We start from the raw sequence: 20451 nt of genomic DNA, 5'->3' as shown, positions 1-20451 counted from the left end.
CCGCCGGCGCAGACGGAAGAGCCGCCGCCGGCGCGGACGGAAGAGCCGCCGCCGGCGCGGACGGAAGAGCCGCCGGTGGAGACTGATGAACCGGCGAAGCCCAAAGAGCTGGGCCAGGCAGCAGTGGATGGGATAAAGGAAACGAATCTCCCGGAGAAGGAGAAGGAGCAGCTGGGTAATACGCTGGCCAAGACGCTGGAGGCGATCGAAGATCCGGAGACGAAGCCCGAGGACCGGGCCATGTACACGACAGCCCTGACGGGGGTCAACCAAGCACTGGAAATAAGCCAGGCTCCTAGGATATCGAAGCAGGACCGGGCCGCGTACGAGAAGATAGCGGGCAATGTAATTGTGGCATTCAGTCCCGGTGGAGAACCGTTGCCGCAGAAATACGCGAATTTTCTACCGGACATCGGGGGCTGGATAGGTGGTGTTCAGGATGCGTTGTGCGCCGCCTTCCCGCCACTCTGCGGCGGTCAGCAGCCGCCTCCGCCGCCTCCGCCTCCGCCGCCTCCGCCTCCGCCGCCTCCGCCTCCGCCGCCTCCGCCTCCGCCGCCTCCGCCTCCTCCGCCTCCGCCTCCTCCGCCTCCGCCGCCTCCGCCTCCTCCGCCGGCGACGACGCCGCCGCCGCCGACGACACCGACGCCGACGAAGCCGACGACGCCTCCGCCGACGACGACGAAGCCGACGACGCCAACGGAACCCCCTCCGACTGGAAAGCAACCGTCTCCCCCGACGGTCGTGGAAAAGACCACCAAGGCGCTGGTGACAGTCCAGGACTCGAATGCGTCGTCGCAAGAGCGGAACGAGGCGACGAGAACGCTGGACCAGCTAAACAGCGCGCTCGAGGATCCGAAATACCTGGAATTCATACAGGAAGTCAAGCGATACAAGCCATCCGCGGCCTGTATCGAGAAAATAGAGGGCGGAACGCGTGTGGCTGGTTGGCCCGAGGGGTCTCTCTCGGGGCTCGCTGATCCGTCGTGCACCACGGCGGTGGCTGAGGGCGGCCGCGACACCAGCAGCCGGTGGAGCTCACTGTTCGTATGTGTGCAACGCAACCCACTCTCGACCTCTACGTGTGTGGTCTACATCCCCAAGGACTGAGGCCGGCCTCGATCGTCATGAGCCCTTGTCGGTTTCCCGATGAGGGCTCATTGGCGTGCCGCACATCCGCTATTGGCAGGCGTTGGCAAGCTCCAGGCCCGAAGCCGCCTGGCAGAAGCTGTGAAACGGACCCGCAGATACAGAGAGCCCGAACGGCCATTCGGCGAGGTCAGCCTCACCATCAGTCCTGGACCACGGCAGCTTCCCAATCTGAAAGGCCGACCGGCGCAGAAAGTAGGACTGCCCGGGCGAGTTGGAGTAACGAGGTCCGCCGGGCTGCCTGAGCTGCGTCTTCACCGGTATGCGGAAACTCGGCCGTCGCGGCGAAACGAACAAACGGCGACTTCGCCGAGGCCCTGATCTCTTCACCCAAGATGCACCGGCCATCCGGGGGCCGCGGAATCCGATGCTCGACGTGCCCATGCACAGGGGCTCCGGTCTCTGGAAGTGCCGACTTCAGACGCTTCCCGCATCATGATGTTGTGTATGACACGCACAGGGAATCGGTCGCTCTGTCGATCGTGGTTCCCATCTTCAACGAAGAGGAGGCCCTGCCTGTTCTGGCGGCGCGGCTCCGACCGGTACTGGACGGGTGCGGCCAGCCGTACGAGGTCCTCGCCGTCGATGACGGCTCGGCCGACGGGACTCCTCATCTGCTGGAAGATCTCCGCACCGCCTGGCCCCAGCTGCGCATCGTGACCCTACGGCGAAACAGCGGCCACCAAGCCGCTCTCACTGCCGGATTGCACCGTGCCCGCGGCGCCTATGTGATCAGTATCGACGCGGATCTCCAGGACCCGCCGGAACTCATTCCCGAAATGCTCGCCATGGCCCGGGCTGACGGCCTGGACGTCGTCTATGCCGTCCGTATCGACCGCTCCGCCGACACCGGGTTCAAACGACGAACAGCCGCCGCCTACTACTGGCTCATGCGCCGCCTGGCAGGCTCCTTCGTCCCCGCTCAGGCCGGGGATTTCCGCCTTCTCTCCCGCCCTGTCGTGGAAACCCTCAAAACTCTCCCCGACCGGCAGCAGACCTATCGTCTGCTCATCCCCTGGCTCGGCTTCCCCAGCGGCCAGATCGCCTACCGGCGCGAAGCGCGAGTGGCTGGCACCACCAAATACCCCTTGCGTAGAATGCTCCTGCTGGCATTTGACAGCATCACCAGCTTCTCGGCGACCCCGCTGCGCTTGGCCACTGCGCTCGGCGCCTTCAGCTTCTTCGTCTGCCTCGCATTCCTTATCTGGACCCTTATCGTCTACGCCACGGGAAACACCCTGCCCGGCTGGACCTCTTTGATCATCACCGCGCTGTTCTTCGGTGCTGTTCAGCTCTTCTGCTTGGGGATGCTTGGCGAGTACGTGGCCCGTATCTACACCGGCGTCCAAGCCCGGCCCGCCTATTTCGTCGCTCGTGACACGGACGAGGAACAGTAGTGGGGATCGTTTCCTGTGCGGTGAGCCGGTTCGGGGCAACCATTGCTGGCAAGGCCGGTTACACCAGCACCCCGGCGAAGAACATAGCCCCCAAAAAAGCGTACTGAATCAAGCAAACAGCCAACAGTGACACCTGAATCCATCGGGGCATGTGCCTGACCAGTATGAGACCGACGAACATCTGCGCATGATTGCGATACCAGGAAAGTTTCGCGCCGGCGAAGAACGGCAGCATGAAGATCGCCACCGTCAGGATCAAAGCGGCCCACTCCTCGACCTCAAGCCGACGTTTCCGGACGAGTCGAACCGCGGCCGTCATCAATATGAGCAGTATGAAAGCGATATTCAGCCAGAGCTGGGGCCTGTGCGCGGCGAGACTGTGCTCCACCAGCCACGTCGGGTGCCCTTCCGCCCTGTACCCGTCACTGAACGCAACATTGTAGGCCTGTCTCATCTCGTCGAAGGGGTGACGTAGATCGCCTTGCCCGTAGCCGTATTGCTGCATTTCCTCGTACGCGTCCCAGCGGCCGGTGCCCTGCCACATGAGCCATTTGGCCCAGAGCACGCCACAGCCGGCGAGAACCGCCGACATCCCGGCCTTCGCGAACCGTACCGGCCACGCGTCCTTTTGCCAGGCGAAGAGCGCGCTCAGCAGGAGCATGCCGGCAGCGACAGCGCCGACAAGATGACAGGAGGCCGCCACGAAACCCCCAGCGCCAGCAATTCCCCAGGAGCCCCCCTTCAGTCCGGCGACACACACGAGCAGCGCCAACGTTCCGATGGCGATCGGGAACATTGCGTGGAAGTAGATACCGCCCGGGAATACCGCACCAATGGCGAGGGTGAGGCCCGTGGCCCAGGTGAGCCGGGCGCCGAGCAACCACCACAGCACCGCGAACATACCGAGCAGAGACAGTTCGGTGACGACAACAGCGGATATCTCGCGGGAAAATCCAGTGGCGGAAAACGCCCGGACCGACATGGGGTATCCGGGGAACCAGGCCACATTTCCGCATATGACGTCGGGAAAGTCAGCGTAGCGTTCCCGGCACCGAAACATCTCGTAGCCGGTCTCGGCTATGGAGAGGTAGTGTTCAGAATCCCAGCGACGGCGGCCGTTCGTGGACCAATAAGCCACTTTGGATCCATCGTCGGCGATCGATGCTTTCGCGACCAGCCAGGCGATGAGGTTCGTGGTCAGCCATGCGACGACGGGCGGCAGCAGGCCATGACACCAATCGCGGCGCGTCGGCCGGGTGAGTTGCACGAGTGCGGAATCAGGCATCCGGCATCATCCCGATCGTCGACTGACCGCCGACACCGCACACCGACCCGGCCTCGCTGTCGATATGAGAACGCAGGCACACGAGGAATTCGATCATCTCCAGCTCCGCGGTCGCTTCATCGGTGAGCTCGTCACGGGCCCGGCTCCCGGCCTCGCGCGGATGGGGGATCCACGTTCCGCCGTACGGGCAGACGGGCAACCTGGCAGCCCGCATCCCGGCCGCAGCCGGCGGCAGAGCCGCGACTGGCTGCGAGCCTGTCGAAACCACCGGTACGGGGCCGTACTTCGCGATCAGTTTGACGAACGCCACGCGGGACTGCATCCGGAGGGGCCCGCCGTGGGCCGTCGCGCCATCGACATCCTCGGCGCCGTCCAAGGCGCTGCGGCATCGGCGGGTCAGATCCGAAGGAACAAAAGAAGGTCGAGAAAGGCGTACAGAAGACCATCGACGCACCGAGGGAAACTCAGCAACCGAACACGAAGCCGAAGAATCCGAAGGATCAAGAAAATATCAAGCAGGTCGTGGAGAAGAACAGCAAGGCGCTGGTGACAGTCCAGAACCAGAAGGTGCCGGAGGATGAGCGGAACGACGCGCAGGCAACGGTGGACCAGCTGGAGGGCGCTCTCGAGAATCCTCAATTACTGGAATTCATGGAAGAAGTCAAGCGTCTCGGGGCGCCCACGTCATGTGTCAATAAAATAGAGAGCCGCACGAGTGAGGCCGGCTGGCCGGAGGGATCTTCCCGGGGTCTTTCTGATCCGTCGTGTTCCGGTACGGTGGCTGCGGGTGCCAATGAAGGCGGCAAGTGGAGCGCGCTGTTCGAATGCGTGCAGAACGGCCCGTTCTCCGAATGTGTCGGCACCGTCCCCAAGGAGTGAGGCCACGAGGCCGGTTCCAGGTTTCGGTTGGGCTGCCTGCGGAGAAGGCCCTCCGTGAAGAATCCACAGTGGGCCTTCTTGTGCTCGCGTTCCGATCCGGGGCATGAAGGCGATCAGGTCAATCGTCTGCCGGCAGTCACCCCGCTTCGACCCCCGGCCCGGGAACAACGGCTGAGCAATGGTCAGGCAGTGCGGACCGGACGTGCCGCGATGGCGACGAGGCCGATTTCCACTTGCCGGCTCCCCTCGTGACTCACCGCAGCATCGACCGCTCCGTGGGCGCCAGCCGTAGCCGCTGCGGGGTCCTGGCCCATCGTTTCGAAAGGGTCGGCAGCACCTCCTCGCGCCAGCGTTCCGAACGCCGCAGGCGGTTCAGGTGGTCGTCGATGCGGCCTTCGCCGGCGAAACGCGCGAACCATACGAAGACCTCCTCGTCCGTCCGTACCGGCAGCGCCGGGAAGGTGTTCGGGGCGTGCTCCGACCGCAGGTACGCCAGTGGTTCGCCGCCGGTCTCGGCCAGGACGGGCCGTACCCGCTGCTCGAAGAACTCGACGAACGCGGTGTCGAACGGACCGTGGCCGTACCAGATCGTGGCGAGGACCAGCGGTGGTGGCGATGACGGTGTCAATGCCGCCGGTTCGCCGGGGGCTTGCCGGGCGCCGGCCGGGACGGGGAACCCGCCGCGCGCCGAGGCCGGCCGCAGCAGCAGGACGTCGTCGGAGTCGGTCATCGTCGCGTTGGCCCGGTCGCGGTGCGCCTGCCAGACCGGCCCGCCGTAGAAGCTCTCCAGCGCCTCGGCGCGGCGCGGCATGTCGTCGAAGCCGCGGAGCCAGACGAACCGGTCGGGGTCGTCCAGGTCGCGGAACTGCCCCAGGACGGTCATGCCCACTGCCTCCTGGGGCTCGACGAACTCCCGGTCGAACAACTCGATCAGTACGTCCCGCTGCCCTGGGCGCAGGGTGTACTGCCGCAGTTCGACGACCGGACACCGTAAGGGTTTCAACAGCCTCGCTCCTCGTTCAGTTGCTGGAACAATTTTTGTTACAACAAGCGGTATGCGACACGGCGACCGCCCGGCCGCCGGCCTGACGGCTAGTTCACCAGCGTCTCGCGCAGTACGTCGGCGATCGACGTGCCCGCCAGCTCCCGCCGCATGGCCTGCTCGGCCCGGCCGTAGACCTCGCTCAGAGCGGGCCGGATGCCCCGGCCTACCGGACACTCCAGGTTGGGCTCGGTGCGGTGCAGGCCGAACGGCGGCTGCGCGCCGACGGCGTCGTGCACTTCGAGCAGGGTGATCTCCTCCGGCCCGCGGGCCAGGCTCCAGCCCGCGCCGGCGCCGTGGCGGACCTCCACCAGACCGGCTCGCCGCAGGTCACCGAGGCTGCGCCGGATGATCACGGGGTTGGTGTTGACGCTGGCCGCGACCTGCTCCGAGGTGAGCACCTCCTGGCCACGGCGCTGCGCCAGTGCCAGCCAGGCCAGTGCGTGCGTCGCGATGGTCAAACGGCTGTTCGCCGCCATTGCTTCCTCCTTGCTGCAACAGCTTCTGTTACAGGCGCGTCCGCAGTCAAGACACACCAACCGTCCGGAGCCCGGCGCGGTACGCCCCGGCGAGCGTGAGGGCCCTCGCCCCCGCCCCGGCCGGCACCCGGAATCCAGGCCGCCACCTCCCCCTTTCAGTAACTCGGCGACCGCGCGAAATCCTGACGTTCTGTCAGGAGGGCCCAGGACTGCGGGCGTACGCCGGTGGCAGGATGTACGGGCCGACAGGCACCTGGGACCATGACACCCATGGTCCAGCCGCACACAGACACCGAGCCCGCCCGCGCCTCCTCCCGCCCACCGCGCCCCCAGCGGACCTGGGCCGTGGTCCTGGCGGCCTGCGCGGGACAGTTCCTCGTCGTCCTCGACGTCTCCGTCGTCAACGTCGCGCTGCCCTCGATGCGCGCGGACCTCGGGCTGAGCGCGATCGGCCTGCAATGGGTGGTCAACGCGTACTCGATCGCCTTCGCCGGGTTCATGCTCCTCGGCGGGCGCGCCGCCGACCTGTTCGGCCGCAAGCGGACCTTCCTGACCGGGCTCGGCCTGTTCACCGCGGCGTCCCTCGCGGGCGGGCTCGCGCAGGAGGACTGGCACCTGCTGGCCGCCCGCGCGGTGCAGGGACTCGGCGCGGCGGTGCTGGCGCCCGCGACGCTCACCATCCTCACCTCGGCCGTCCCCGAGGGACCCGCCAGGACGCGGGCCATAGGGACGTGGTCGGCGGTCGGCGCGGGCGGCGGGGCCGCGGGCGGGCTCGTCGGCGGCGTACTGACGGACGCGCTGTCCTGGCGCTGGGTGCTGCTGATCAACGTGCCGGTCGGCGCGCTGGTCCTCGCCGGCGCGGCCCTGTGGCTCGTCGAGAGCCACTCCAGGGACGGCCGGCGCCTGGACCTGCCCGGCGCGCTGCTGGTCACGGCCGGGCTCGCGACCCTGGCGTACGGGATCGCGCAGACCGAGGCCGAGGGCTGGGCGGCGGCGGCCACCCTGGTCCCGCTGACCGTCGGACTGGCCCTCCTCGGCGCCTTCGTGGCGGTGGAGGCGCGGACCGCGGCACCGCTGATGCCGCTGAAGTTCTTCCGGGTGCGGGCGGTCTCGGCGGCGAACGCGGCGATGTTCGTGAACGGCTCCGCGATGTTCTCCATGTGGTTCTTCATGACGCTGTACGCCCAGAACGTGCTGGGCTACACCCCGCTCGGCGCCGGGCTCGCCCTCGTCCCCAGCTCGCTGAGCATCGTCCTCGGCTCGAAGCTGGCCCCGCGCCTCATGGCCAGGGCCGGTGCCCGCCGGGTCGCGATCACCGGCGCCCTGGTGGCGGCGGGCGGAATGGCGTGGCAGTCCACGATGAGCGCCGAAGGGACGTACCTCACGGCCATCCTCGGCCCGGGCGTCCTGATGATGGCCGGTGCGGGCCTCGCCTCCACCCCGCTGGCCTCGCTCGCGACGTCGGGCGGCGAGCCGGGCGACGCCGGGCTCCTCTCGGGGATGATCAACACCTCCCGCACGATGGGCGGCGCGCTCGGCCTTGCGGTGCTGTCGACGGTCGCGGCGTCCAGGACGGCGGGCGAGGCGGGCGCGCAGGCGCTGACGGCGGGATACGCGCTGGCGTTCAGGGTGGGGGCGGGGGCGCTGCTCACGGGGGTGGTGCTGATGCTGGTCTGGCTGCCGCGCCACCGCAGGAAGCAGGCGTAGCGCGGGAGAACGCGGGAGAACGCGGGAGAAGGGGTCAGAGCCAGCCCTGCTGCCTCGCCGCCCGTACCGCCTCCATGCGGTTGCGGGTGCCGGTCTTGCCGATCGCCGACGACAGGTAGTTCCGTACGGTCGACTCGGACAGGTGCAGTTTCCCGGCGATGTCCGCGACGGTCGCCCCGTCCACCGCCGCGTTCAGTACGTCGCACTCGCGCGCGGTGAGCGGGCTGGGCCCGGAGCTGAGGGCGGCCGCCGCGAGCACCGGGTCGATGACGGTCTCGCCGGTCAGCACCCGCCGGATCGTCACCGCCAGCTCCTCCACCGGGCCGTCCTTGACCAGGAAGCCCGCCGCGCCGGACTCCATCGCGCGGCGCAGGTAGCCGGGCCTGCCGAAGGTGGTGAGGATCAGCACCCGGCAGTCGGGGGCCTGGTCGCGCAGCAGCGCGGCGGCGTCGAGCCCGCTGAGGCCCGGGAGCTCGATGTCGAGGAGCGCCACGTCGGGGCGGGACGTGAGGGCGGCGTCCACGATCTGGTCGCCCGCGGACACCTGGGCGACGACCTCGATGTCCGGCTCCAGGCCGAGCAGCAGGGCGAGGGCGCCGCGCATCATGCCCTGGTCCTCGGCGAGGAGGACTCTGATCATGGGGTGGGCTCCAGTTCTGGTTCCGGTTCGAGGTCGGTGCCCACGGGCAGTTCGGCGCTCACCAGGAAGCCGCCGCGGGTGGAGGGGCCGGCGTCGAGCGTGCCGCCGGCCGCCGCGAGGCGTTCGGTGAGCCCCTTCAGGCCCGTGCCGCCGGTGGCGGGCTGCCCGGAGCTTACGCCGCGGCCGTTGTCGGTGATCTTCACATGGACGCGTTCGGACGAGCTGTCCACCACGATCTCGCAGCGGTCCGCTCCACTGTGCCGCACGGCGTTGGTGACGGCCTCCCGCACCACCCATCCGAGCAGCGCTTCCGTCTGCGGGGACAGGGGCGGGCCCGTCCGGCGTACGACCGGCTCCATGCCGGCGGCGCCGAGGACCGACCGGGCGCTGTCCAGCTCGGTGGCCAGACTGCCCTCGCGGTAGCCGGTGACGGCCTCGCGGATCTCGGTCAGGGCCTGGCGGCCGACGGACTCGATGTCGGAGACCTGGACGAGCGCGGCGTCCAGGTCGCGCGGAGCGAGGCGGCGGGCGGCCTCCGACTTCACGACGATGACGGAGAGGGTGTGCCCGAGGAGGTCGTGCAGGTCGCGGGAGAAGCGCAGGCGTTCCTTCTCGACGGCGGAGCGGGCCAGTTGCTCGCGGGTGGCGCGCAGTTCACGGACCGTCGTGGACAGCGAGAGGACGGTGGCGGTCACCAGACCGGTGATGAAGGTGCCGTAGCCGACGGCGGCGGAGTCCCAGACCCGGCCGCCGTCCCCGCTCGCGATGTACCCGGCGGAGCCGGAGACGGCGCTCAGCACCACGATGAGCACCTTGTCGCGCAGGATCGTCCCGCAGGCGAGGGCGAGCAGCGGGAAGAGCAGCCGCCAGGGGCCGCCGTAGGCGTACGCCAGCGCGTAGGTGACGGCCGCCATGCAGGCCAGGGCCGCCGGCACCGACGGGTGCTTGCGCCTGCGCTCGTCGAAGGCGTTGAACACCACGTAGACGTAGAGGGAGTTGAAGGCGAGCAGTCCGATCCCGCCGAACCACGGATTCGGCGTCTTGCCCTGGATCAGGTTGGACAGGCCGCCGAGCCCGAACAGCAGCCACGGCAGCATCGCGTAGCCGCTCGGCGGACCGGGCATTTGCAGCTCGTTGCAGTTCGCGCGGCCCACGGCCACCGTCTCCTCCCGTACCGCCAGGCTGCTCATGCCGTCCTGGCCGACCGACGGTAGGAGACCACGGCGTACGCCCCGAAGACCAGCAGCCAGCAGCAGAGGACCGCGACCGTCACCGGGTCGGGCGCGCTGCCCTCCGTCGTGGACCAGCCGAGGTCCGCGAAGCGGTGGGCCGGGCTGTACTCGGCGAGCGCGCGCAGCCGGCCGGGGAAGAGCTCGGTGGGGAACCACAGCCCGCCGAGGAGGGAGAGCCCCATCAGGCAGGCCACGTTGACGAGGCCGGCGGTCTGGGCGGTCAGCCGGTAGCCGTTGCCCAGGCCGAGCAGGGTGAAGGGCAGCGCGCCGAGCCACAGCAGCAGGGCCAGCGCCGCCCACTGCCACGCGTCGAGCCGTACGCCGTTGACCACGGCGCCCGCCGCCAGCACCGCCAGGACCGCCGGCAGCACGGTCACCGAACCGCTGATCGCCCGGCCCAGCACCACCCGCTTCGGGTCCAGCGGGGTGACCCGCAGCTGCCGCAGCCAGCCGAGCGCCTTGTCGGAGGCGACGCCCGTGCCGATGGAGACGGCGGCGCCGAGGGCCCCGTACGCGGCCATGCCGACCATGGCGTAGACCCGCCAGGTGGCGCCGTCGGCCTCCGCGGTCCTGCCGACGTTGGTGAAGAGCAGGTACATCAGCACCGGCATCCCGACGCCGAAGACGACGAAGCCGGGGTCGCGCAGGGTGCGGCGTATTTCGAGCCTGATGTACGCGGTCATCACACGGACTCCCCGGTGAGGTTGAGGAAGGCGTCGTCGAGGGAGGCCGGGGCCACTTCGAGGCCGCGGAGCGCGCCGAGTCCGGCGAGGGCGGTCACGGTGGCGTCGGAGTCGTCGGTACGCAGGTACGCCCGGCCGCCGCGTATCTCGGCCGAGACGACGCCGGGCAGCAGCACGAGCCCGTCACCGGCCCCGTCCGTCACGTCTACGTCTACGTCGAAGGAGACGAGGCTGCCGCCGGCCGCGCGCTTGAGGCGGTCACCGCTGTCGTCGGCGACGATCCGGCCCCGGTCGACGACGACGATGCGGTCGGCGTTGTCGTCGGCCTCCTCCAGGTAGTGGGTGGAGAAGAGCACGGTGTTGCCGCGGCCGGCGTAGGCCCGCATCGACTCCCAGAAGGCGCGCCTGGCCTCCACGTCGAGGGCGGCGGTCGGCTCGTCCAGGACGACCAGTTCGGGGGAGCCCGCGAGGGCGACGGCGAAGCGGACGCGCTGCGTCTGGCCGCCGGAGAGCTTGTCGACCCGGCGGTTCCCGAACTCGCCCAGCCCGGCGAGGTCCAGCGCCTCGGCGACCGGCATCGGGTCCGGGTAGGTGCTCGCCACGAACGCGACCAGCTCACGCACCGTCACCCGCGGAACCGGCCGGCCGTCCTGGAGCATCGCTCCGACCCGTCCGGCCCGTACCGCCCGCGCCGGGCTGTCCCCGAAGAGGCGGACCCGGCCCTCGTCGGGCTCGTCGAGGCCGAGCAGCAGCGAGAGGGCGGTCGACTTGCCCGCCCCGTTGCGGCCGAGCAGCGCGACGGTCTCGCCGCGCCGGATCTCCAGTCCGATCCCGTCCAGGGCGCGTACCGCGCCGAAGCTCTTGACCACCCCCGCGAAGCTCACCGCGGGTCCGTCGTCCCTTGTCGTCGTCATGCGGACGACGTTATGGAGCGGGGGCGGTGCCCCGGCAGATGCGCTTGTACGGACCGGGCCGGGACAAATGTACTGGCGCGGCGGCCGCGCCCCGGTTTCCGGGCCCCGAACGCCGGACGGGCCCGGTTTCCCGGGCCCGTCCGATGCTCTTGGACACGCGTGGAGCGCGCCTGACGCCGCGCCTACGGGCGGCGGTGGCGGCCGTGGGCCGGAGCGCTGGAATCCTCCGTCGTGGCCGCGCCCCCTCGGTGCTTTCCGGAGCGGCCGGCGGCGTCCCGTTCGGCGGCCGAAGGCTGCGGCCGCGTCTGGATCGTGTCGGTTCGGGCTTCAGACATGGTGGGAGGTCCCCTGGAATCGCTGCGATCACTTTCAGGTGGTGCAAGGCCCGCCCCGCCGTCACCGTCGGCGTCCAGCCGAAACGGCTGCGTAGCCCCGGCCCGAGTCTAATCACGGGCCCCGCGCCCGGTGAGGGGCGCCTGCTGAAGCGGTACGGGCTTGCACACCACAGGAGTCTCCCCGGCCGCGAATGGTTCCCCACCTGCGCGTTCCGCTGGTGCGGTTTCGGTGATCACCACGTCTTCCGGGGCTTCGACGCGGGCCACCCCGCACGGCACCGCACCCGTCGCGTACGGCAGTCGCAGCACCCCCTCGCGCGTCCAGAGCCCGGCCCCCGCCAGCCACCCCGCCGGCGCCGCGAGGTGGTGCAGCCTGCGCCCGGAAGGACGCCACACCCCGACCCAGCTCCCCGCCGCCCCGTCGATCCGCAGCGCCACCGCGCAGCTCTCCGGCATCAGCTCCTGCCCCGGCTGCACCGCGAAAGGCGTCACCGCGCAGTCGGCGGGCCCCAGGCACTCGGGGAAGCGCACCGGAAGCATGCTCCCCAGCACGCCCCAGCCCAGCCGGTCGTGCCCCGGCGCGTCCGATCTGATCAGCAGCAGCCCGCTGTCCGCGTCGGCGAGCAGCAGCCGGTCGTTGCTGTCCTCCGCGATCTGGAGCAGCGGCGTCACCTCCCCGCCCCGCTCCAGGTCGACGGCCACCGCCTTCGTCACCCCGTCGGCCTCCCGGTCCAGGGCGAGCATCCGCCCCGTACGGTCGAGCCATACGCCCCCCGAGCAGCGTCCCGCGACCTCGGCGACGCGCTCGGGCCCGAAGGCACCGCCCGCCACCAGCCATACGGTGGTGGAATCCCCGCCCACGGCCAGGGCGTACGCGCGACTGCCGTCCGGGGCCGGCGGCAGCAGCGTGAGCCGCTCGCACTCGACCGCGCCGACGGGCAGCTCCCCGGTCCGCGGCCCCGTCGGATACAGCAGCGAGAAGGAGTGCCGGCCGCCGCCACCGCCGAAGAAGTGCGAGGCGCCGCCGTGGCGCCGGTGGATCAGCACCCGCCCGTCCGCCAGCGGCAGCAGCCCGGTGTCCGGCTCCTCGGGCTGGTCGGCGGGGAGCGGCACGGCGTAGGGCTCGGGTCCGTCGAGCGTCCACCGCTCGGGGAACCGCGCGTTCCCCTCGCCCGCCAGCCGCGCGCCGTAGGAACCGTCAGCGGCGATCGTGAACACCGCCGCGCCCAGCGCGTCGCCGTCAGCGGCGGTCTCGATGGCAGGGGCCGTCATCGTCAGTCACCTCCGGCGACCGAAGCTAGTTTTCCCCTCCCTGCCGAACAGCACGAGACCGTGCACTTCACACATAAGGGTGGCTATCGCCCGGTTCGGCTGAGGAGGCGGGGGCGGGTGTGCTGGGGGATGCGCCGGGGGCTGTGCGTGAGGCAGACCCGGCCGAGGCTGCGGAGAAGAAGGCGGAGCGCCTCGGCACCGGCACCGGGAAGCCCGCCCTCTCGACGGTCCGCCGCCTCCCCGCCTCCCCGGCAGGATCCGCCCGTACGCGAAGACCTCCCTCATCGGCGCCGTCCGCGAGGACGCGGGCCTGCCGGGCCCGGCGAACCGGCGGATCACGACCTCACCGCCGGGATCGGCCCCGGGAGGATCGGCGAGGCGGACGCCGGCCGGATCCTCACCAGCGTCTACGGCGTCTACGGCGGCCCCGAGGCCACCGGCCGGGACAACGCCGAGGACAACGCCCTCCGGAAGAAGCCCGGCGCCGTGAGGAACGGGCAGGCCAAGGACGTTCCGGACGGGACCTGGCGCCTCGGGCCCGGTGCGACCGCCGCCGGGCGGGTCCCCGACGGCCTGCGCGTGTATTCGATCAAGTGGGGCCGGCCGGGCGGGCCGCCTACGCCATGGCGGGCGGGGCACGTGGCGCAGGTAACCTGTCTGCGTGCTCCGTCTGTCTGAAGTCATCGCCGCGCTCGACGCCCTCTGGCCCCCGGAGCGGGCCGAGAGCTGGGACGCGGTCGGTACGGTCTGCGGCGATCCCGACGCCGGGGTGAGCAGGGTCCTGTTCGCCGTCGACCCGGTCCAGGAGACCGTCGACGAAGCCGTGGAGCTCGGCGCGGACCTCCTCGTCACCCACCACCCGCTCTATCTGCGCGGTACGACGACGGTCGCGGCGTCCACCTTCAAGGGCCGTGCCGTGCACACCCTGATCAAGAACGACATCGCGCTGCACGTCGCCCACACCAACGCCGACAGCGCCGACCCCGGCGTCTCCGACGCCCTCGCGGGAGCGCTGGACCTGCGGGTCACCGGCCCCCTCGTCCCCGACCCCACCGACCCCGCGGGCCGCCGGGGCCTCGGCCGCGTCTGTGAACTCGACCCGCCGGCCACCCTGGGCCACTTCGCCGCCCGCGTCGCCGCCCGCCTGCCCGCCACCGCGCAGGGCGTCCGCGTCGCCGGCGACCCGGACGCGCTCATCAGCACCGTCGCCGTCAGCGGCGGCTCGGGCGACAGCCTCTTCGCCGACGTACGGGCCGCCGGCGTCGACGCCTTCGTCACGGCGGACCTGCGCCACCACCCGGCGTCCGAGGCCCGCGAACAGACCCCCCTCGCGCTGATCGACGCCGCGCACTGGGCCACCGAATGGCCCTGGTGCGAGCAGGCCGCCGCACAGCTCGACGAGATCTCCGACCGCCACGGGTGGGACCTGCGCGTCCACGTCTCGAAGACCGTCACCGACCCCTGGACCTCCCACCACGCCCCCACGACCGCCCTTCCGACGAGCGCCTCGCGCGCCCCCTTTGATCCTTCTGGAGCCCCCAACTGAACGCCGCGCCCGCCGACCAGATCCGTCTTCTCGACGTCCAGGCCCTCGACCTGCGCCTGTCCCAGCTCGCCCACCGGCGCAACTCCCTCCCCGAGCACGCCGAGCTCGAATCGCTCACCAAGGACCTCGCGCAGCTCCGCGACCTGCTGGTCGCCGCGCAGACCGAGGAGAGCGACACCACCCGCGAGCAGACCAAGGCCGAGCAGGACGTCGACCAGGTCCGCCAGCGCGCCGTGCGCGACCAGCAGCGCCTCGACTCCGGCGCCGTCTCGTCCCCCAAGGACCTGGAGAACCTCCAGCGCGAGCTCGTCTCGCTCGCCAAGCGCCAGGGCGACCTGGAGGACGTCGTCCTCGAGGTCATGGAGCGCCGCGAGTCCTTGCAGGAACGTGTCGCCGAGCTGTCCGGCCGCGTCGCCTCCGTCCAGGCCAAGGCCGACGACGCGACCGCGCGCCGCGACGCCGCGTTCGAGCAGATCGACGCCGAGGTCGCCACGGTGACCAAGCAGCGCGAGGTCGCCTCGGGCACCATCCCCGCCGACCTCCTCAAGCTGTACGAGAAGCTCCGCGTCCAGTCCGGCGGCGTCGGCGCGGCCCGCCTCTACCAGCGCCGCTGCGAGGGCTGCCAGCTGGAGCTCAACATCACCGAGGTCAACGAGGTGCGGGCCGCGGCCCCCGACGCGGTCGTGCGGTGCGAGAACTGCCGCCGCATCCTTGTCCGTACGTCCGAGTCCGGCCTGTAGTCATGGGACGCAGCCTCGTCATCGAGGCCGACGGCGGCTCCCGGGGCAACCCGGGCCCCGCCGGCTACGGCGCGGTCGTCCTCGACCCGCAGACGGGGGAGACGCTCGCCGAGACCGCCGAGTACATCGGCGTCGCCACGAACAACGTCGCGGAGTACAAGGGTCTGATCGCCGGGCTCCGCGCCGCGCACGCGCTCGCGCCGGACGCGACCGTCCACGTCCGCATGGACTCCAAGCTCGTCGTCGAGCAGATGTCCGGCCGCTGGAAGATCAAGCACCCGGACATGAAGCCGCTCGCGGCCGAGGCGGCGACCGTCTTCCCGCGGGTCCGGGTCACCTACGAGTGGATCCCCCGGGAGAAGAACAAGCACGCCGACCGGCTCGCCAACGAGGCGATGGACGCGGGCAAGAAGGGCAAGAAGTGGGAGCCGTCGGCTTCCACGGCCGACCTGGTCTCCGGCCCTCCCCGGGTGGTGGGCGACGCGGTGGCCGGCGCCGCCAAGGCCCGGGCGGCGCTGGGGCGGGCGGTGGCCGAGCCGCTGACCCTGCCGGACGCCTCGGAGGCCGAGCCCGTCACCGCCCCCGCCGTGGGCTGGGGTGCCTCCGCCGACCTGGGCACGCCCGCGACCTTCGTCCTGCTGCGCCACGGCGAGACCGCGCTCACCCCCGAGAAGCGGTTCTCCGGGAGCGGCGGTTCGGACCCCGGGCTGTCGGCGGTCGGCCGCCGCCAGGCCGAGGCGGTCGCCGCCTCCCTGGCCGCGCGCGGCACCGTCCAGGAGATCGTCAGCTCCCCGCTCAGGCGCTGCCGCGAGACGGCGGACACGGTGGCGGCGCGGCTCGGCCTGGACGTACACGTCGAGGAGGGCCTGCGCGAGACGGACTTCGGGGCGTGGGAGGGCCTGACGTTCGGCGAGGTGCGCGAGCGCCACCCCGCGGACCTGGACGCCTGGCTGGCCTCCCCGAAGGCGGCGCCGACGGGCGGCGGCGAGAGCTTCGCGACGGTGGCGCGACGGGTCTCGACGACGCGCGACAAGCTGATCGCCCGTTACGCGGGCCGCACGGTCCTGGTGGTCACCCATGTGACCCCGGTCAAGACGCTCGTACGCCTGGCTCTGGGCGCTCCGCCCGAGTCCCTGTTCCGCATGGAACTCTCGGCGGCGTCGCTGTCGGCGGTGGCGTACTACGCGGACGGCAACGCGTCGCTGCGCCTGCTGAACGACACGTCGCACCTGCGGTGAGCCGTGCCGGACGCCGGTCCCCGCGGGAACGGCGTCCGGCACCGCACGCTGTGCTTTCCCGGGGCCGGCCCCGGGCCCCCGGCGGGGTCAGCGCCGCAGCGCCGCCGCCTCCCGGGCCAGCGTCTCCACCCGGCCCCAGTCCTTCGCGGCCAGCGCGTCGGCCGGGAGCATCCAGGTGCCGCCCACGCACCCCACGTTCCCCAGTGCCAGGTACGACGGCGCCGAGGCCGGCGTGATGCCGCCCGTGGGGCAGAAGCGCGCCTGGGGCAGCGGGGCGCCCAGGGACTTCAGGTACGCCGTGCCGCCCGCCGCCTCCGCCGGGAAGAACTTCATCTCGCGCACGCCGCGCTCCAGCAGCGCCACGACCTCCGAGGCCGTCGAAACCCCCGGCAGGAACGGAACCCCGGACGCCGTCATCGCGTCCAGCAGCGCGTCCGTCCACCCCGGGCTCACCAGGAACCGCGCCCCGGCCGCGACCGCGTCGTCCACGCCCGCCGGGGAGATCACCGTGCCGGCCCCGACCACCGCGTCCGGCACCTCCGCGGCGATGGCCCGGACGCAGTCGAGCGCGGCGGGGGTCCGCAGTGTCACCTCGATCGCCGGCAGCCCGCCCGCGACCAGCGCACGCGCGAGCGGCACCGCGTCGGCGGCGTCCTCCAGGACAACGACGGGGACGACGGGCGCAAGGTCCAGTACGGAAGTCATGCCGTCATCCTGCCGCCGACAGGCGCAGTGCGCAACGAGCGTTGCGAAGCGTGCAACGCTCAGTGGATCTGCCTCACCACCACATCCAGCGCCCACGCCTTCCCGGCCTTCTCCGGAGCCGAGACCTCCACCACGTGGCCCAGATCCCGCAGCACCGAGACCAGCTCCGCGGGCCCGGCCGGGGCCGCCCCCGACACGAGCAGGTCCCGTACGATCCGCCCCTTCGTCGCCTTGTTGAAGTGACTGACGACGGACCGCTTCTCGACCCCGGCCGCGTCGGTCTGCGCGTGCAGCACCCGCACGGTCGCCGTCCGCCCCGCCACGTCCCCCTTCGGCTTCCAGGCCGCCGCGTACGCCGACGACCGCAGGTCCAGCACCAGCCCGTCGCCCGCGGCCGCCGGCATCGCCGTGGCCATCGGCCCCCGCCAGTACGCCCCCAGCGCTCCCAGCCCGGGCAGCTTGACGCCCATGGAGCACCGGTAGGAGGGGATACGGTCACCGATCCCCACCGCGCCCCACAGCCCCGAGAACACCAGCAGCGACTCCCGGGCCCGCGCCCGCGCGGCCGCGTCCAGGGTGGCCAGGTCCAGCGCGTCGTACAGCACGCCGGTGTAGATCTCCCCGGCCGGCCGCGCCCCGGCGGTCCGCAGCTCCACGTTCTTGGCGATCTCGCCGCGCAGCCCCTCGCTCAGGCCGAGGACCGCGCGCGCCTTCTCCTCGTCGGCGGCGCACAGCTCCACCAGCTCGTCCAGCACCGCGGCCCGCGCCCCGGCCAGCTCCGGCAGCGACAGGGACTCCGGCTTCAGGGGCGCGCCGGAGCCACTGGCGGCCTTTCCTTCGGACGGCGGCAAGAGCACGAGCACAGCGGAACTCCTCGATGACGACGACGCGCGTACACACACGGCAAAACGCCAGGGTAAGCGGACCCCGCCGGGCCGCCCCGTCCCGCCGTCCCGCCGACCGTCACGCGGGCTGCGCGGGAGAGCCGTCCGACGCCCGCGTGACGGCGTCGACGAACGCGCGCGGGTCGTCGGCGTGCAGGCGCACGGTCCGCGTCTCGGCCCGTTTCCCGAGCGGCCGCAGATAGGCGACCGGCTCGGTCAGCTCCAGGGTGACGGTCGTCTGCCCGCCCACGCGGAGGCCGAGGACGCCGTCCTCCCCGGTGTCGGAGTAGCGCCGTTCGACGCGTACGGACCGGACCGAGGCAGCCGGCACGCGCACGTCGTAGAAGCCGCCGTACCGGATCCGCAGCGACCCGTCCGCGCCGACGACGTGCGGCCGGGTCACGCAGGCGGCGTGCAGCCCGAGGATCTGGATCACCGTGTACACGTCCAGGAACAGCACGGCCGCGTGCACCGCCGGCCACGGGATGAGCAGCGCCAGCACCACCGTCTCGACGACGGCGACGAAGAGCAGGCCGAAGAGCAGCGCCGTCTGCGGCCCGGTGTACGGCGCCGCGTACGCTCCGGGCCCGACCCCGTGCCGCCGCCTCGCGAGCCAGAGCGCGAGGCTGTGCAGCGCCCGCACCTCGTGCTCCACGAGCCGCAGCGTCCGCACCGGAGCGGCGGCGCGCACCGCCGGCCGGCCCCCCTCGGCGTACAGCCGCCGCATGCGCAGCGCCTGCCGCACCAGCGCCGCGAGCACCAGCGCCTCGGCGGCGGCGATCACCGAGGGCGGTACGTCGACCCCGGCCAGCAGGCACGTGACCAGGGCGAGCTCGGCCCCCACGACGAGGATCCCCGCGGTCCGCCCCGTCACCGCTCCATCCTCTCCGCGAGCAGCTCCATCACCCGGCGTACGACGGCGGCCTGGGCGGGGGCGAAGTCCGCGAGCACGGCTTCCCCGTACGCACCGGCCGAGGCGGCGGGCCCTCCGGGCGGGATCGCGGCGATCGCGGCGTCCGGCACGGCCGCAGCGAGCTCGTCGGCGAGCGGCCCGATCCGGGGGTCGTCACGGGAGGCGTCGGCCAGCGCGTCGAGCCGCTCGTACAGCACCACCACACCCGGGTCCCGGGTCATCGGCGCGAGCGCTTCCAGCAGCTGATCGCTCTTCCCGCCACCGGCCAGCAGGGTCAGATGGTCCCGGTCCTTCGCCGCCGACGGCGAATCGGTGACCGGCAGCCCGCCCAGCAGCTCGGCCAGCGCGGGCGGCACGGGGCCCTCGGCGGGCAGCGTCCCGGCCTCGGCCTGCGCCAGCAGCTCGGCGAGCCGCGTCCGCCGCCGCCGGACGTCCGCCTCCTGGCGGGCGAGGTCCGCGTCCAGTTCGCGCAGTACGACGGCGAGTTCGGTCCCGGCCTCGTCGGCGAGGACGTCCCGCACCTCGTCCAGGCCGAGCCCGAGCTCGGTCAGCCGCCTGATCCTGGCCAGGAGGACGGCGTGCCGCACCCCGTACACGCGATAGCCGTTGGCCAGCCGCGGGGGCTCGGGCAGCAGGCCCCGGTGGTGGTAGTGCCGCACGGCACGGGGCGTGACCCCGGCGAGGGCGGCGAGTTCTCCGATCCGCATGAGGCCAGTAGAAACCCTGACGCTGCGGCAGGGTCAACCGGAGCGGCCTGGCGGGTAGCATGGTCGGCACGGCAGACGAGCCGGGCGGACGGCCGCGTGGGGATCCCCGGATCTCCCCGAGGAACGTCCGGGCTCCACAGGGCAAGGTGGTGGCTAACGGCCACCCGGGGTGACCCGCGGGACAGTGCCACAGAAAACAGACCGCCGGGGACCTCGGTCCTCGGTAAGGGTGAAACGGTGGTGTAAGAGACCACCAGCGTCTGGGGTGACTCAGACGGCTAGGTAAACCCCACCTGGAGCAAGGTCAAGAGGGGCCGTCGCGAGACGGCCCTGCGCGGACGATCGAGGGCTGCCCGCCCGAGTCCGCGGGTAGACCGCACGAGGCCGGCGGCAACGCCGGTCCTAGATGGATGGCCGTCGCCCCGACGACCGCGAGGTCCCGGGGCACAGAACCCGGCGTACAGCCCGACTCGTCTGCCCCCACCTGGGGCTTTGCCTCGGAAAGGGCCTCTGACCTGCATCGGAGGCCCTTTCCGGTCTTTCGGGGGCTTGCCGCGTTAAGCGGCGGAAAGTCCCTCGGAAGTCCCTCGGACAACACTGAAAGTCCCTGAAAAATCCCTGGCGCAGAGACGCGGAGGACGCCTCCGACCTGCGGCAACCATGTTTCCTCTGGCCTCAGCGCGTGGCCTGCGGGAGCTGGGCGCAGC

The 20451-nt window shown here is 71.5% G+C and carries 20 protein-coding genes and 1 other RNA gene; 8 read left to right on the top strand and 13 right to left on the bottom strand.

Features of this window, described 5'->3' with window-relative positions:
• The first annotated feature begins 75 nt into the window (after positions 1 to 75).
• Together ACWD0Y_RS05440 and ACWD0Y_RS05435 are read left to right on the top strand one after the other, a co-directional pair.
• A complete protein-coding gene (locus ACWD0Y_RS05440) occupies positions 76 to 1107 on the top strand; it encodes a hypothetical protein (protein ID WP_450259146.1) in 1032 nt (343 codons plus the stop codon).
• A gap of 482 nt (positions 1108 to 1589) precedes the next feature.
• Positions 1590 to 2543 carry a glycosyltransferase family 2 protein gene (locus ACWD0Y_RS05435; protein ID WP_450259145.1) on the top strand — a complete coding sequence of 318 codons (954 nt, stop codon included), beginning with the start codon at positions 1590 to 1592 and terminating at the stop codon, positions 2541 to 2543.
• A gap of 58 nt (positions 2544 to 2601) precedes the next feature.
• Here ACWD0Y_RS05435 and ACWD0Y_RS05430 read toward each other — a convergent pair whose 3' ends face one another.
• The gene (locus ACWD0Y_RS05430) at positions 2602 to 3828 is read right to left on the bottom strand and encodes a hypothetical protein (RefSeq protein ID WP_450259144.1); all 1227 of its coding nucleotides are present in this window, start codon (positions 3826 to 3828) and stop codon (positions 2602 to 2604) included.
• Positions 3821 to 4204 (bottom strand): hypothetical protein, encoded by a 384-nt coding sequence (locus ACWD0Y_RS05425; protein ID WP_450259143.1) that lies wholly within the window; start codon positions 4202 to 4204, stop codon positions 3821 to 3823. The genes ACWD0Y_RS05430 and ACWD0Y_RS05425 overlap by 8 nt, the downstream gene beginning before the upstream one ends.
• Before the next feature lie 146 nt (positions 4205 to 4350).
• Between ACWD0Y_RS05425 and ACWD0Y_RS05420 the strand changes: the two genes are divergently transcribed.
• A complete protein-coding gene (locus tag ACWD0Y_RS05420) occupies positions 4351 to 4707 on the top strand; it encodes a hypothetical protein (protein WP_450259142.1) in 357 nt (118 codons plus the stop codon).
• Positions 4708 to 4960: 253 nt separating this feature from the next.
• Here the strand turns inward: ACWD0Y_RS05420 and ACWD0Y_RS05415 are convergent, their stop codons facing one another.
• Together ACWD0Y_RS05415 and ACWD0Y_RS05410 are read right to left on the bottom strand one after the other, a co-directional pair.
• Positions 4961 to 5710, bottom strand: a complete 750-nt coding sequence (locus ACWD0Y_RS05415; RefSeq protein ID WP_450259141.1) for an NIPSNAP family protein — start codon at positions 5708 to 5710, stop codon at positions 4961 to 4963.
• An 89-nt stretch (positions 5711 to 5799) separates the two neighbouring features.
• Positions 5800 to 6228 (bottom strand): Rrf2 family transcriptional regulator, encoded by a 429-nt coding sequence (locus ACWD0Y_RS05410; RefSeq protein ID WP_450259140.1) that lies wholly within the window; start codon positions 6226 to 6228, stop codon positions 5800 to 5802.
• 261 nt (positions 6229 to 6489) lie between these two features.
• Between ACWD0Y_RS05410 and ACWD0Y_RS05405 the strand changes: the two genes are divergently transcribed.
• Positions 6490 to 7935: an MFS transporter gene (locus ACWD0Y_RS05405; RefSeq protein ID WP_450259139.1), complete on the top strand. Its 1446-nt coding sequence runs from the start codon at positions 6490 to 6492 to the stop codon at positions 7933 to 7935.
• Between the two features lie 34 nt (positions 7936 to 7969).
• On the opposite strand, the gene ACWD0Y_RS05400 is transcribed toward ACWD0Y_RS05405, so the two are convergent.
• From ACWD0Y_RS05400 to ACWD0Y_RS05380, 5 genes are all read right to left on the bottom strand, one after another.
• Positions 7970 to 8575 (bottom strand): response regulator, encoded by a 606-nt coding sequence (locus ACWD0Y_RS05400; protein WP_450259138.1) that lies wholly within the window; start codon positions 8573 to 8575, stop codon positions 7970 to 7972.
• Entirely contained in the window at positions 8572 to 9765 is a 1194-nt protein-coding gene (locus ACWD0Y_RS05395) for a sensor histidine kinase (protein ID WP_450259137.1), read from the bottom strand. The genes ACWD0Y_RS05400 and ACWD0Y_RS05395 overlap by 4 nt, the downstream gene beginning before the upstream one ends.
• On the bottom strand, positions 9762 to 10490 hold the full coding sequence (locus ACWD0Y_RS05390) for an ABC transporter permease (protein ID WP_450259136.1): 729 nt from the start codon (positions 10488 to 10490) through the stop codon (positions 9762 to 9764). Before ACWD0Y_RS05390 ends, ACWD0Y_RS05395 begins: the two co-directional genes overlap by 4 nt.
• Complete coding sequence (locus ACWD0Y_RS05385; protein WP_450259135.1) at positions 10490 to 11404, bottom strand: ABC transporter ATP-binding protein; 915 nt, start codon at positions 11402 to 11404, stop codon at positions 10490 to 10492. The genes ACWD0Y_RS05390 and ACWD0Y_RS05385 overlap by 1 nt, the downstream gene beginning before the upstream one ends.
• A gap of 443 nt (positions 11405 to 11847) precedes the next feature.
• On the bottom strand, positions 11848 to 13011 hold the full coding sequence (locus ACWD0Y_RS05380; protein ID WP_450259134.1) for a hypothetical protein: 1164 nt from the start codon (positions 13009 to 13011) through the stop codon (positions 11848 to 11850).
• Between the two features lie 661 nt (positions 13012 to 13672).
• Here ACWD0Y_RS05380 and ACWD0Y_RS05375 point away from each other — a divergent pair.
• From ACWD0Y_RS05375 to ACWD0Y_RS05365, 3 genes are read left to right on the top strand one after another with little or no spacing between them, the layout of a single operon-like run.
• Positions 13673 to 14557, top strand: coding sequence for a Nif3-like dinuclear metal center hexameric protein (locus ACWD0Y_RS05375; RefSeq protein WP_450259133.1), 885 nt, complete (start codon positions 13673 to 13675; stop codon positions 14555 to 14557).
• The gene (locus ACWD0Y_RS05370) at positions 14554 to 15297 is read left to right on the top strand and encodes a zinc ribbon domain-containing protein (protein ID WP_450259166.1); all 744 of its coding nucleotides are present in this window, start codon (positions 14554 to 14556) and stop codon (positions 15295 to 15297) included. Before ACWD0Y_RS05375 ends, ACWD0Y_RS05370 begins: the two co-directional genes overlap by 4 nt.
• Before the next feature lie 2 nt (positions 15298 to 15299).
• On the top strand, positions 15300 to 16535 hold the full coding sequence (locus ACWD0Y_RS05365; RefSeq protein WP_450259132.1) for a bifunctional RNase H/acid phosphatase: 1236 nt from the start codon (positions 15300 to 15302) through the stop codon (positions 16533 to 16535).
• An 87-nt stretch (positions 16536 to 16622) separates the two neighbouring features.
• Here the strand turns inward: ACWD0Y_RS05365 and eda are convergent, their stop codons facing one another.
• From eda to ACWD0Y_RS05345, 4 genes are all read right to left on the bottom strand, one after another.
• The gene (gene eda, locus ACWD0Y_RS05360) at positions 16623 to 17240 is read right to left on the bottom strand and encodes a bifunctional 4-hydroxy-2-oxoglutarate aldolase/2-dehydro-3-deoxy-phosphogluconate aldolase (protein ID WP_093801079.1); all 618 of its coding nucleotides are present in this window, start codon (positions 17238 to 17240) and stop codon (positions 16623 to 16625) included.
• 59 nt (positions 17241 to 17299) lie between these two features.
• The gene (yaaA, locus tag ACWD0Y_RS05355) at positions 17300 to 18103 is read right to left on the bottom strand and encodes a peroxide stress protein YaaA (protein WP_450259131.1); all 804 of its coding nucleotides are present in this window, start codon (positions 18101 to 18103) and stop codon (positions 17300 to 17302) included.
• A gap of 100 nt (positions 18104 to 18203) precedes the next feature.
• Positions 18204 to 18998, bottom strand: a complete 795-nt coding sequence (locus tag ACWD0Y_RS05350; RefSeq protein WP_450259130.1) for a hypothetical protein — start codon at positions 18996 to 18998, stop codon at positions 18204 to 18206.
• Positions 18995 to 19744 (bottom strand): MerR family transcriptional regulator, encoded by a 750-nt coding sequence (locus tag ACWD0Y_RS05345; protein WP_450259129.1) that lies wholly within the window; start codon positions 19742 to 19744, stop codon positions 18995 to 18997. Before ACWD0Y_RS05345 ends, ACWD0Y_RS05350 begins: the two co-directional genes overlap by 4 nt.
• A gap of 76 nt (positions 19745 to 19820) precedes the next feature.
• Here ACWD0Y_RS05345 and rnpB point away from each other — a divergent pair.
• Positions 19821 to 20221: RNase P RNA component class A (rnpB, locus tag ACWD0Y_RS05340), an RNA gene on the top strand.
• The last annotated feature ends 230 nt before the right edge of the window (positions 20222 to 20451 follow it).

This window comes from Streptomyces altiplanensis, assembly GCF_053591575.1.
The sequence above is the reverse complement of the archived record's forward strand: the minus strand, read 5'-3'. Positions and strand labels throughout refer to the sequence as shown.

What these genes read in the sequence shown, in the direction of transcription:
- ACWD0Y_RS05345 (WP_450259129.1), bottom strand. Translation starts at nt 19,744, where the DNA reads ATGCGGATCGGAGAACTCGCCGCCCTCGCCGGGGTCACGCCCCGTGCC.
- ACWD0Y_RS05400 (WP_450259138.1), bottom strand. Translation starts at nt 8,575, where the DNA reads ATGATCAGAGTCCTCCTCGCCGAGGACCAGGGCATGATGCGCGGCGCC.
- ACWD0Y_RS05405 (WP_450259139.1), top strand. Translation starts at nt 6,490, where the DNA reads ATGACACCCATGGTCCAGCCGCACACAGACACCGAGCCCGCCCGCGCC.
- ACWD0Y_RS05430 (WP_450259144.1), bottom strand. Translation starts at nt 3,828, where the DNA reads ATGCCTGATTCCGCACTCGTGCAACTCACCCGGCCGACGCGCCGCGAT.
- ACWD0Y_RS05365 (WP_450259132.1), top strand. Translation starts at nt 15,300, where the DNA reads ATGGGACGCAGCCTCGTCATCGAGGCCGACGGCGGCTCCCGGGGCAAC.
- ACWD0Y_RS05385 (WP_450259135.1), bottom strand. Translation starts at nt 11,404, where the DNA reads ATGACGACGACAAGGGACGACGGACCCGCGGTGAGCTTCGCGGGGGTG.
- ACWD0Y_RS05380 (WP_450259134.1), bottom strand. Translation starts at nt 13,011, where the DNA reads ATGACGGCCCCTGCCATCGAGACCGCCGCTGACGGCGACGCGCTGGGC.
- eda (WP_093801079.1), bottom strand. Translation starts at nt 17,240, where the DNA reads ATGACTTCCGTACTGGACCTTGCGCCCGTCGTCCCCGTCGTTGTCCTG.
- ACWD0Y_RS05390 (WP_450259136.1), bottom strand. Translation starts at nt 10,490, where the DNA reads ATGACCGCGTACATCAGGCTCGAAATACGCCGCACCCTGCGCGACCCC.
- ACWD0Y_RS05410 (WP_450259140.1), bottom strand. Translation starts at nt 6,228, where the DNA reads ATGGCGGCGAACAGCCGTTTGACCATCGCGACGCACGCACTGGCCTGG.
- ACWD0Y_RS05395 (WP_450259137.1), bottom strand. Translation starts at nt 9,765, where the DNA reads ATGAGCAGCCTGGCGGTACGGGAGGAGACGGTGGCCGTGGGCCGCGCG.